12 protein-coding genes and 1 pseudogene are annotated in these 10,645 nt (G+C 68.8%); 7 read left to right on the top strand and 6 right to left on the bottom strand.

The features are described from left to right. Positions 1–88: pseudogene (locus tag ACWDVW_RS32230) on the bottom strand (type II secretion system F family protein); the annotation flags it as partial. A 70-nt stretch (positions 89–158) separates the two neighbouring features. Here ACWDVW_RS32230 and ACWDVW_RS32225 point away from each other — a divergent pair. Further along, positions 159–950 carry a hypothetical protein gene (locus ACWDVW_RS32225; RefSeq protein WP_449956660.1) on the top strand — a complete coding sequence of 264 codons (792 nt, stop codon included), beginning with the start codon at positions 159–161 and terminating at the stop codon, positions 948–950. Between the two features lie 189 nt (positions 951–1,139). Here the strand turns inward: ACWDVW_RS32225 and ACWDVW_RS32220 are convergent, their stop codons facing one another. The 3 genes from ACWDVW_RS32220 to ACWDVW_RS32210 all read right to left on the bottom strand — a co-directional run bounded on the left by ACWDVW_RS32220 (position 1,140) and on the right by ACWDVW_RS32210 (position 3,873). Next, the gene (locus ACWDVW_RS32220) at positions 1,140–1,925 is read right to left on the bottom strand and encodes an inositol monophosphatase family protein (RefSeq protein ID WP_449956658.1); all 786 of its coding nucleotides are present in this window, start codon (positions 1,923–1,925) and stop codon (positions 1,140–1,142) included. A 212-nt stretch (positions 1,926–2,137) separates the two neighbouring features. Next, entirely contained in the window at positions 2,138–2,617 is a 480-nt protein-coding gene (locus ACWDVW_RS32215; protein ID WP_449956656.1) for a flavoprotein, read from the bottom strand. A gap of 11 nt (positions 2,618–2,628) precedes the next feature. Beyond that, complete coding sequence (locus tag ACWDVW_RS32210; RefSeq protein WP_449956653.1) at positions 2,629–3,873, bottom strand: helix-turn-helix transcriptional regulator; 1,245 nt, start codon at positions 3,871–3,873, stop codon at positions 2,629–2,631. A gap of 282 nt (positions 3,874–4,155) precedes the next feature. Between ACWDVW_RS32210 and ACWDVW_RS32205 the strand changes: the two genes are divergently transcribed. The 5 genes from ACWDVW_RS32205 to ACWDVW_RS32185 all read left to right on the top strand — a co-directional run bounded on the left by ACWDVW_RS32205 (position 4,156) and on the right by ACWDVW_RS32185 (position 7,359). Continuing rightward, positions 4,156–4,461 carry a DivIVA domain-containing protein gene (locus tag ACWDVW_RS32205; protein WP_449956651.1) on the top strand — a complete coding sequence of 102 codons (306 nt, stop codon included), beginning with the start codon at positions 4,156–4,158 and terminating at the stop codon, positions 4,459–4,461. Beyond that, positions 4,458–5,447 (top strand): hypothetical protein, encoded by a 990-nt coding sequence (locus ACWDVW_RS32200; RefSeq protein ID WP_449956649.1) that lies wholly within the window; start codon positions 4,458–4,460, stop codon positions 5,445–5,447. Before ACWDVW_RS32205 ends, ACWDVW_RS32200 begins: the two co-directional genes overlap by 4 nt. Next, positions 5,369–5,734: a hypothetical protein gene (locus tag ACWDVW_RS32195; RefSeq protein ID WP_449956646.1), complete on the top strand. Its 366-nt coding sequence runs from the start codon at positions 5,369–5,371 to the stop codon at positions 5,732–5,734. The genes ACWDVW_RS32200 and ACWDVW_RS32195 overlap by 79 nt, the downstream gene beginning before the upstream one ends. 133 nt (positions 5,735–5,867) lie before the next feature. After that, a complete protein-coding gene (locus tag ACWDVW_RS32190; protein WP_449956644.1) occupies positions 5,868–6,293 on the top strand; it encodes a hypothetical protein in 426 nt (141 codons plus the stop codon). Further along, complete coding sequence (locus ACWDVW_RS32185) at positions 6,286–7,359, top strand: hypothetical protein (protein WP_449956641.1); 1,074 nt, start codon at positions 6,286–6,288, stop codon at positions 7,357–7,359. The genes ACWDVW_RS32190 and ACWDVW_RS32185 overlap by 8 nt, the downstream gene beginning before the upstream one ends. 85 nt (positions 7,360–7,444) lie before the next feature. On the opposite strand, the gene ACWDVW_RS32180 is transcribed toward ACWDVW_RS32185, so the two are convergent. Next, on the bottom strand, positions 7,445–8,728 hold the full coding sequence (locus ACWDVW_RS32180; RefSeq protein ID WP_449956638.1) for a hypothetical protein: 1,284 nt from the start codon (positions 8,726–8,728) through the stop codon (positions 7,445–7,447). Further along, on the bottom strand, positions 8,729–10,099 hold the full coding sequence (locus ACWDVW_RS32175; RefSeq protein ID WP_449956635.1) for an ATP-binding protein: 1,371 nt from the start codon (positions 10,097–10,099) through the stop codon (positions 8,729–8,731). It lies immediately after the preceding gene. Between the two features lie 137 nt (positions 10,100–10,236). On the opposite strand from ACWDVW_RS32175, the gene ACWDVW_RS32170 reads away from it, so the two are divergent. Beyond that, complete coding sequence (locus ACWDVW_RS32170) at positions 10,237–10,605, top strand: globin (protein WP_449956632.1); 369 nt, start codon at positions 10,237–10,239, stop codon at positions 10,603–10,605. Positions 10,606–10,645: the final 40 nt, after the last annotated feature.

Genomic DNA, 10,645 nt, shown 5'->3' with positions numbered 1-10,645 from the left:
CGTACTGCTCGGGAGTGCGGTCGAGCAGGGCCAGTTGCCGGTGCGGCGGACGCAGCCAGCGGGCCAGCCCGGTCAGCCAGTCCAGCCGGCGGTCGCCCGTGCGCCGGACGGCGGTCCTAGGCTTACGCTGGCCGGGACCGCCGCCCGGAAGGCCACCTATGCCGCACCACCGCCACCACTGGCACGACCTCCCCGGCTCGCTGCGTCGGGAGGTCGAGCGGCATACCGGCGGTACCGTTCAGGCCGAGATCGTGTCGGACGGGGCCTCCTGTGAACTCGCCGTCACGCTCGAGACTCCCTCAGGGCGGGTGTTCTGCAAGGGTGGGCAGGCCGACAGCCGGACTGCGTGGCTCTATCGCAAGGAAGCCCGGATCAACCGATGGCTTCCCGACGCCGTACCCCGCCTCCGCTGGACCGTCGAGCGCGACGGCTGGCTTCTGCTCGGCTTCGAGCACGTGCCCGGCCGCTATCCGAGGCTGGCTCCCGGCTCCCCGGATCTGGATGCCGTCGCCGACCTGTTGGCCACCCTCTCCCGCGAGCTGACGCCCTGCCCGCCGGTCGAGGTGCAGCCGTTCACCGCACGGTGGCGTGGGCTCATCGCTCCGGAGTTGGTCGACGGGGACACTCTGCTGCACACCGACATGACACCTCGGAACTTCCTGTTCGGCGACCGGCTCCGGTTGGTCGACTGGTCCGCCCCCTGTCGCGGCGCGGCCTGGATCGACACCGCGTTCATGCTGGTCCGCCTCATCCGTGCCGGGCACAGTCCGGCGAACGCCGAGGCGTGGGCCCGACAGACCCCGGCCTGGGCGCAGGCGTCCGACGACGCTGTCACGAGCTTCGCCAGCGGACTGGTGCATCTGTGGGAGCAACGGCAGCGCTCAAGTTTTGCACCTCATCGCGGCCTGCTGCTCGATGCGGCACGAGCTTGGTCGGCCTTCCGAGGTTGAGGAGTCGGGCAGTATTGGAACCGCCTTGCTCAGACCCAGGTTGTCGACTTCACCGCAAGATCACGCTCGATCCTGGATCGAGTGGCTTCACGAACGGTCGGATACCACTCTATCCAGGATCGAGCATGATCTTTACCCCGTGAGTGACCTGTGCGCTGATCGGCTATATCTGTGCGCCGAAGAAGAATGTCAGTGTTTCTCCGTCTCGCGAGCGACGGCCTTTCCATATGCCGCCAGGATGGGGCCAACGAGTTCGGGTGTGACGGCAAGCGTCGTTGTGGAGGTGATGTCGTGGCGGGCACCATTTCCGTCGATGACGGTGGCTCCCGCCTCTCTGGCGATGATTACCCCGGCCGCCATGTCCCAGGGATGGTTGGACAAGGTCAGAGCAGCGTCGAGCCTGCCCTCGGCGAGCCACGCCAGGTCGAGCGCTGCGCTGCCGGTCATCCGGATCCTTTGAACCTCGGCTGCCAGTTGGCTAGTCAAGGCGAGCCGTAGCCGGTTTCGCGCCTCCGCGTCAAGGCCAACCGCGTAGTCCCCGATGGCGACGAGGGCCTGACTCATGCGGTTGGTGCTGCTGACAGTGATCGGCTGCCCGTTGGCGTGCGCACCCGCACCCTTCGCGGCGGTGTAGGTCGCGGAGAGAAACGGCAGTTCGATGACGCCAAGTACTGCTTCGTCGCCGTGCACGAGCGCGAGCGACACCGCGCACAGCGGCAGGCCCCGCACGAAGTTCGATGTGCCGTCGATGGGATCGAGAACCCACCGCTTGCTTGTCGAACCGCTCGATCCTTCCTCTTCGCCGAGGAGTCCGACTTCGGGCGTCTCTGTTTTCAGGAAGTCTCGTAGGTCGCGTTCGATCGTATAGTCCAGTTCGGAGACGACATCTCGGTCACCCTTGCTGGCGAGCGCTCCAGGTGCCTGCCGTTGCATCGCATCTGCCGCCCGCCGCGTAGCCTCGACCGCGAGTGGCAAATAGTCAGGATATTCGCTCACAGTTCACGCCTGCCCTGCCACTGCAACTCGAAGACCTGTTCAAACACGGGTACAGTCCTGCCCCCGGCTGTCGGGCGGCATCGAGAGCAACGGCGTAAGTCCTCGGCGGAGGTGGCGTCCGTGAAGTGGTGGGTCGGTCCAGTCGGCTGAAGCTCGTCCTGACACTGCTGGACAGGCACTCCATGGCCACGCTATTGCGGGGCATTGAGCATTTCGGTAACTGTTCCCCAGCCCGACTCGGCGTTGAGGGGTGCCACTGCGACGCCTGCCTCTCGGAGTAGCTGCAGGTGCCAGTCGTAACTCGGGTGGACAGCCAGTTGAGGCTTTACGTTGGGAAAGGCATGGACGGGGATGCTGGCTCCGAGTGCTTCGTTGAGAATGCCGAGTGCGAGAGTGTCATTGACACCTTGAGCCCACTTGTTGATTACGTTGAAGGTAGCCGGTGCGACCGCCACAGCCGTAGCTGGCGGATGCGGCTCCGGCTCGCCGGGCTTTCGCCATTCCGCCCGCACCGGATAGCCGGTCTGTACCGCCAGCACCTCCCGGTTGATCCAGGTCGCAGCGGTCGGCGTAGCGGTGACGCAAACGGTCCAGCCGTCCTCCTGCAGCAGTTCGATCAGCTCACCGATCCGCAGCGCGGGAGGTGCCGCGCAGACGACCAGGGCGAGCACTCGTGGTGGGGTCATGCCAGCAGTCCGGCACGCTCCGCGAGTGGTCGCAGCCCTGGCGTTGCAGCCCGGCGCTCCTTCGCCAACAGGTCGAGCAGAAGCGTGCGGGCTTGCACGTTCGCGTGCACCATCTCGGCAGCTACCCGCTCCGCTTCGAGGAGGTGCAGCACGGCAACCGACCTGTCACTGGACGACATCAACGCGGCTGCGGCCAGGTCGACGTGGACTTGGGCTCTCCGGCCGACCAGCACTGTGGGTAAGCGTGACGTGTTGAGCCGCGTCCCGATCTCCATGGCCTGGTTCGCGTTGCCTGCTCGGACGGCCGCCGACACCGAGTGGATGACGACGTTCGTCGGACCGAAGCCTGTCCACAACCGGTTCCGGTCAGAGCCCAGTGTCGTCGCCCGCCCATTGGCGCGCTCCAGCAATTGGCTCGCTCGCTTCGCGTTCCCTTGCCCAGCAGCCATGATGGCAGCCAAGAGCAGCAGTGCGCCGTGAGCGGAGATCAGATCGGGATCGGAAACCGGACCAGCCGAAGTCAGGGCTTCGACGCTGGTCTGCACGACCCGTTCGGCCGCTTCCGCTCTGTCAGGAAGCCGCATGAGCCCGCAAGCCGCCTGATAGGCCGCAACAGCGGCCAGCGCCTGGTCGTCGCTGAGGCGGGCGGCGGTGGACGCCCGGTCGGCAGTCAACAGGGCTACGTCACCATCTCCCACCTTGACCGCGAGCTTCGATGCAGCGATGTAGGCGGCACCGAGCAGTCGAAAGGCGCTGCTGCGGTGAATGCCTGAGGCGTTGCTGCTCAGGGCTGTCGCCTGGGTCAGGACTTCCGGGATCAAGCGGGCCGCCGAGGTGTAGCTCGCCCGCTGGTAAAGGTTGTGCACCCTGCCCACGGCACGTCGGACCTCGATAAGTGAGGGTGGTGGTGGGGCGTCCAGGAGATAGCTGGTGAGGAAGGTCCGGAGGCCGTCCAAGAGGTCAGGCCGGGCTGCGGGGGAAACGAAATCACGCTCCATGTCCTTCACAGCCTGCCCTCGATGAGCTGCCACTGACACGTCGACGAGCATGTCGTCGAGCTGTTCGAGCGTAACCCCCAACGCGGAGGCAATTCGGCTTCGATGCCACGGCTGTGGATCGGTCTCCGCATTCTCCCAGCGCACCACAGTGGATCGCTCCACCCCGAGAAGGGCGGCGAGGCGTTCCTGGCTGTACCCGAGCGCCTTACGGCGTTGGCAGAGCCGGTGTCGCTTCAGGGCCACGGCCGTTCTCCCTCCGTTATTCCGCCACTGTAGTAACACTGCGTCGACCGCGTGGGTACGCAGACGCCTCATTTCTGCCTCATACAGGCGCCTTGGGTGCTGTAGTCCGCGTTCCGCTTCTCGCCAAGGCTGTTTACAGGGCCCGGGGCGGGTGCTGGGCTCCGGTGGCGTCGACCCGAACGACGCGTACCGACCCCGCCCGCTTCGGTGCCGCACCACATGAGCGGAACGAGCGTGCCGATGGCCGCCGTACGTGACCGCCGAGCAGGAGGTAGCGCAGCGATGATCTACGTGACCGGGGAACGCCTCCAGTCGCACCACGTCCGGGCCGTCGACTTCGGTCGGCGGTGGCGGGGGCTGGATCCGGCCCAGGTGTACGACTACCTCGACCGGGTCGCCGACGAGCTGGACCGGCTGCACCGGCAGCTCGTCACGGCGAACACCGAGGCGGAGCGGGTCCGGCAGGCGCTGCGTCAGTGGCAGTCCCGGCAGACCGAGAACCGGCAAAGCGAGAACCGGCAAAGCGGGAACCGGCGGACCGAGAACCGGCATGCATGGCGCGCACATCCGGTGGGGGAGCGCCGATGACCGAGGCGGCGGCTCGGACGGCGGTCACCCGTTGGCTGCGGCTGGTGCAGGCGGATGCGGAGCTGTCCGCGTACCTCATCGGGGTCGATCTGGACCGGCTCGCCGCGCACCTGATCCGGCAGCTCGTGGGCGGCGGGCCGGTGTTGGAGGGGTGGCCGGGGCTGCCGGAGGCGTCGCGGCGGCGGGCCGGCGACTACCTGGCGGGAGCGCTCGCGACCGGCGGTCTTTCGGTGATCGACGAGGTGGCGACCGAGTTCCAGGCCGCGCTGGCGGGGCGGTGCCCGCTACCGGCATCGGAGCTGGCGCTCGTCGTCGCCGCCCTGGCCCGGCTGGTCGGCGGCGGCGGTGACCGGGCCGAGCGGTGGGCGCTGCTGGCGGTACTCGGCCGGGTCCACCACCGGCATCGGCTTCGCCCCGAGCACGGTCCGCTGATCGGCGCCGCCCTGGCGACGGTGGCACCGCGCCTCTGTCCGCCGCCGGTCGACGTCGGCTGGGAGAGCCGGTGGCGGCGGGCCTGGGCGCTCGTCGCGCGCGCCGCCGGGCGGATGGGCGACGGGCCGGCGTTCTGGCCCGCCGAGGTGGTCGGCCGCGACCTGTCCGCCGAGGGCATCGCCATGCTGACGGTACGTCCGTGGCACCCGCTGCCGTTCCGGCCCGGCCAGGCGGTGCCGCTCTGCCTGCCGCAGCACCCGGGCCGATGGCGCTGGTACTGTACTGCCCGGCCAACGCCCCACGTCCCGACGGCACCGTCGAGCTGCACGTCCGCGCGGTGGCCGCCGGCACCGTCTCCCGCAGCCTCGTCCACGAGGTACGCCCCGGCGACCCGCTTCACCTCGGCCCACCCGTCGATGTCGGCCTCAGCCTGCCGACTGTCTCGCCGTCGGTCCCTCGCCGGGACCTGCTGCTGGTGGCCGGTGGCACCGGGCTGGCCCCGCTGCGCGCTCTGGTCGAGCAGGTCGCCGCCGCACCGGGCGGCCGGCGGGTGACCCTGATCGTCGGCGTACGCACCGTCGCCGACCTCTACGACGCGATTGCCTTGGACAAGCTCGACCAGGCGCACCCGTGGCTGACCGTCGTGCCGGTCTTCTCCCATGACCCGTCGGTCACTCCCGCCGAGCAGGGCGACGCGCTCACCCTCGGGCTCTACCACTACCGGCCCGGCCAGGATGTCTACGTCTGCGGTCCGCCCCCGATGCTCGACGTTGCCCGACGACGGCTTCCCCGCGCCGGGATACCCGTCGATCGGCTTTATCTCCCGGACCGGATCCCATGACGATGACACCGGATTGCGGAGGATATGCGGAAACCGAGCGGCCATTCATGAACTTGCGCTGATCGATAACGTGGGTAGCGGTAAGGCAGGCTGCGACACGATGTCTGCCGGCGGCAACCGGGGGAGAGGTCCGATGGCCGACCTGTTCGATGAGCTGCGTGACACGGTGGCGGACGAGCTACGGCCGTACGGGCAGTACCTGGCGATGCGCGGTGCCGCCCCTGGCGAGCAACGCTTCGCCGCACCGGAGATCGCGCTTGCCGCCGTGTCGCTGATCGGCTGGGTGGTGAGTGCGTACGCCACGGGTTTTCTTGAGGAGAAGGCCAGGATGCGCGCCAATCCTCCGGTGGCCGCGCTGGAGCCCGAGGAGGACGCGGTCCGGGCCGCCCTTGACGAGATCCGCCAGTGGGGCCGACCACGGGTGCGGGTCACCGTGGACGAGGAAGGGCTGGTGGAGGAGCTGCGCAGACTCGGCCTTACCCGCCGGGCGGCGAAGCAGGCCGCCCCGAACCTGGCCGCGAAGCTGGCCGAACGCCTCAACGAGGCCATCAATGACTAGTCGCCTGGAACACCTGGTCCGTGGTGAGTTGGCGCCCGGTGTCCCGGTCAGCGGCCCGAGGGGCGATGACATGATCGTCGCCGCCGTGGAGTTGCTGGCCGCCACCCAGCTCTCCGGCGAGGAACGTGAGTGCTCGGCCGAGTGGGTCGTGCACGTCCGGCGGCTGCTGGGGGAGGGCCTGGACCTACGGCGTACGCCCGGGCGGGATTGGCTGGCCGCGATGCTCACCTATCCCGGGGCGATCGCCGACTGGATCGAGTCGCTGCACAACGGGTTTCGTCACCTGCTGCGCGCCCGTCAGACGATCGGCCCGGTGCTCGACCCGCTCCTCGACGAGGTCTGGCTCACCGCGTGCGATGCCGGACGCGGCGGGGAGAGCCACGCGAACTTCGGTGGTGTGATGGCGCTCGCGCGGCAGGACCCCGAGCGGTACATCAGGCGCTATCTGGACTTCGGCGTCTTCTCCGCGTCCGCCCTGGCGTACGGATCAGCGGGCGCTCTGGCTCCTACCCTCGACGCGGAGGCACTGGCGGACCGCGCGTTCGACCTGTGGAAGCTCGCCGACGAGAAGGTGAAGGTGGCACGCTGCTCGCCCTTCTACGCCGACGTGCTGGCCGCCGCGTACGAATGCTGCTTCCGCTACACCGAAGCAGAGGTCCTGCTCACGTGGTCGATCGCCCGTCAGGAGCAGGCGGGCACCCCGGTCGACGACGAACTGCGGCGTGAGGTCCAGATCGTCGAGGAGTTGCGGGTCGCCATGGTCGACGCCTCGCGCGGGAACTACTTCGCCCTCATGCCGAGCATCTCCAGCTCGCTACGCCTGTTCATGGACGCCACCGCCGACCCTCGCGAAGTGGTGGCCACCGCGATCGAACAGGCATCCGTGGCGAATCCGCTCTTTCCCCAACGCGTTGTCGAGCTGTGGCACCGCGAGGCCGCCGCCGTACCGCCTTCGAAGGAGATGCCCAAGCTCGTGGCCCGGCGCGTCGAGGCGGCACTCCCGGCCGCCTTCGACGACCCGCTGACGGTACGGACCAGCCTGGCCATCCAGCACCGTCAGCAGTAGCCGCCCCATTGCGGGTGGGACCTGCTCGGTGCCAGGTAGCGAGGGCTGAGTGCCGTGCGACGGACAGCGGAGACGGCGGTCGGAGTCAGGGCGACGCGGCGAGGATGGCGCGGTTGAGCGGCACCTCGGCGAAGAAGCGGTCGCGCGCCGCGCCATCGAGGCTCTCCGCCTTGCGGTGTATCTCGGTCACCGCGCGTGCGACGGACTCGCGGGCACCCTCCTCGTCGCCGAGCGCCCGCTGGATGCGGCTGTGCCGGTACAGCACTTCCTCGACGCAGACGGCGGGGATCCGCCAGTCCGCGTCCCGTACATGGTCGACCGCCAGCTCGCTGAAGGCCATCGCCTGTGGGGCGGAGTCGTCCAGGAGGTGCCATTCGCCGAGCAGGGACAGGGCGGTGATCTCACTCCGTCGCATGCCGGTACGCCGCGTTTCGGCGAGGGTGTCGTTCAGGACGCCCAGCGCCCTGCCCATCCTGGTCGGTTCCTCATGCGCGAGCGCGATGAGACTCGCGGCGTAGAGGTTGGCGACGAGCGGTGCCAGATTGGCCTGCCAGGTCGCCTCGGCCTCGTCGCGCGCGTTCTCCAGCATGTCCAGCCCGGCAGGGTCACGTTTGCTCAGGACCATCCGGTGGCCGAGGTAGGCCAGGTTGACGGCGTGCCAGCCGTCCGGCTCGTCGCCGTCACGCAGTCCGGCTGCCTCGGTCAACAGGCTCTCCGCGTCCGCGTAGTTGCCGACGGCGGCTTCCACCTGTGCCAGATAGTTGAGGCCGATCGGCAGCAAGCCGAGGGCCGGGCGCGTGCGAACCACCGGCACCTGCTCGCGGAGCCGGAGAAGCGCCGGCCCGAGCTGCCCCGAGTCGAAGAGACTCACCCCGAGTTGTAGGACGGTCATGTGTCGGGCCCGCTGGAGGACCGGATCGTCCATGTCGTCGGTCAGGTTGCCGGCGGCCACCTCGGTTCGGCGCAGCACCTCGATGCCGGCCTCGACGTTCACCTTCGGCAGTTGCCGCCCGTACTCGCAGCCGGCCAGGAGGACGTTCTTGGGATCCCCGCTGTCGAGGGCGCTTTCCCACGCCTCGCGCAGTGGATCGATGGCGGCCGGAACGCCGCGGGTGTAGAGCAGCACCTTTCCGTGCAGATACCGCACTCTGACGCGGAGCGCCTCGTCGTCGCCGGTACGGGCGGCGTCGAGCGCCTCGATGGAGAGTGCCTCCAGTCGTACGGTCCCGTCCGCCTCCGGCCGAGTCCGCCAGCTCAGTTCGCTGGCGGTCAGCAGGAGTTCGATCAACTGAGCACGAAGTCGGTCGGCGTCCGGCACGGGTGCCGCCAGCCGGACGTCGTGCAGGCCCTGCTCGGCGATGGCGGTCACCTAACGGGCGGACGCGCCGGTGGCGGCGAGTCGACAGGCGGTGTCGTGCGCCACCTTCGCCGCCGACAGCCAGTCGCCGCCGAGCCGGTGATGACGAATCAGATCCAAGGCGAGTTCCTGTGTCAGGTCGGCGAAGTGTCTCGAGTGCTCGTAGAGGACCCGGCCGACCTTGCGGTGACGCTCACGGCGCTGTCGGTCGGTCTGATCCTGATAGAGGGTCTCCTGAAGTAGGTCGTGCTCGAACGCGTACCGATCGGCGTCCAAGACGTCGTCCCAGCCGTCTGCGTCGATCCGGTGCAGCATCCCCGTCTCGGTCGCGAGTCGGTGCAGACGGTGTGCCACGACATCATGGTCTTCGTTCGCCACCCGGGCGACGACGCTGCTGTGGAACACGCGCCCCTGCACTGCGGCGATGGACATCAGGCGCAGGTCTGCCTCGGAAAGGCGTCGCAGTCGGGCCTGGATCACCATTCGTACCCGAGCGAGGAGAACCTCTGAGTCGCCGTCCACTGGCGGCCCGGCCACGTCCACCACGTCACGTCCACCGGGCAGTGCGGCCAGGGTCTGCCCCCTGCCGAGGTAGTAGTGCAGCAAAAGTGGATGCCCGCCGGTCTGTTCACTGAGGCGGCGGCTCAGTTGTGGCGAGGTGGGGCCGACGAGCATCTGTCCGAGTTGCTCCACCGCATCCGGTGGTAGTCCGCCCAGCCGGATGCGTTTGGCCGCCCCCTGCAACTGCAGGTCGTCGACGAGTTGTTGGGCGGCGGGATTGTCCCTGGTCTCGTCGTGCCGCAGGGCCAGGACGATGAGCACTGGCCGGTCGTGCACCGCGCGTGCGAGGTATGACAGCGCTGCGCACGAGCTTCCGTCGATGCGGTGTGCGTCGTCGATCATCAGCACTGCGGGGTGCTTCGGCCGCAGCAGGGCGAGTGTCGCCTCGGCCATCGAGCGGGCAGCCGTATGGTGGTCCACCAACGGGGCACCCGGCACCGGACCGGACAGGGATTCGGCCACCATCTTCAGCGCGTCCCCGATACCCGGAACCATGGTGAGCAACTCGGGCCAACGGGACTTCATCCCCTCGCCGGAGCGACGCAGAATGCGTCGATGGCGCGGAGTGCTCTGCTCGATGAGCCACGCCAGATCGATCAGCGGGCCATAGGCGGCGAGTTGTCCGACCTGCACGTGGCAGCGGACCGAAAGGAAGGTCGCCGGTCCGCCTGATTCGGCGAGCTTGGTCAGTAGTGCACTCTTGCCGATGCCGGCCGGACCCTCGATCAGCAGAAAACCGCCTCGGCCGGCACATGCGGAGTCCACCTGGGACGTCGCGACTCGAAACTCCTGCTCGCGGTCGACAAAGGTGTTCACCGGCATGGGTGCCTCCTACCGCCTCCGCATCGACGTCCTCAATCTTGTCAGGGGCGGTCGCGCATTGGCTCTCGTCCGGCCGGATCACGACACCAGCGGACCGCGCGCCTGGATGAACTGATCAACCAGGACGGTCCGTACTGATGGTCATGCGGACGACGGAGTTGGTGGCCTGCTCTCGCAACGCGATCGACTGGCTCGGGCCGGCCGGAGTACGTGGGGTGGTGCACCGCTGGATGCGTCTGGTGGCGGCCGATGCGGAGCTGGCGCCGTACCTGCTGGGCATCGACCGGCGGCGGCTCGCCACCCGTCTCGCGGCCGAGCTGACCCCGGCCCTGGGCGGTCCGGTGCGGTCGATCGGGTCGGTCGGCGGGGTGTGGCGGCGGCTGGGGTTGACCACGGAGCAGCACTGGCGGGTGCTCGACTACCTGGCGGCGGTGCTGTGGCGGCTGGACCTGCCGGTGGACACGATCACCGCCGTGCAGCGCGTCGTGGGCGCGGAGCGCGGGTAGGTCGACGTGGGGGGGGCGCGCGCGGGGGGGGGGGGGGGGC

The organism is Micromonospora sp. NPDC003241 (assembly GCF_053589795.1).
Note: the sequence above shows the minus strand (reverse complement) of the source record. Positions and strands in the feature narration are given on the sequence as shown.

Bases quoted from the DNA above. Each gene is read 5' to 3' on its own strand.
- ACWDVW_RS32225 (WP_449956660.1), top strand. From the start codon at position 159: ATGCCGCACCACCGCCACCACTGGCACGACCTCCCCGGCTCGCTGCGT.
- ACWDVW_RS32205 (WP_449956651.1), top strand. From the start codon at position 4,156: ATGATCTACGTGACCGGGGAACGCCTCCAGTCGCACCACGTCCGGGCC.
- ACWDVW_RS32200 (WP_449956649.1), top strand. From the start codon at position 4,458: ATGACCGAGGCGGCGGCTCGGACGGCGGTCACCCGTTGGCTGCGGCTG.
- ACWDVW_RS32190 (WP_449956644.1), top strand. From the start codon at position 5,868: ATGGCCGACCTGTTCGATGAGCTGCGTGACACGGTGGCGGACGAGCTA.
- ACWDVW_RS32185 (WP_449956641.1), top strand. From the start codon at position 6,286: ATGACTAGTCGCCTGGAACACCTGGTCCGTGGTGAGTTGGCGCCCGGT.
- ACWDVW_RS32175 (WP_449956635.1), bottom strand. From the start codon at position 10,099: ATGCCGGTGAACACCTTTGTCGACCGCGAGCAGGAGTTTCGAGTCGCG.
- ACWDVW_RS32170 (WP_449956632.1), top strand. From the start codon at position 10,237: ATGGTCATGCGGACGACGGAGTTGGTGGCCTGCTCTCGCAACGCGATC.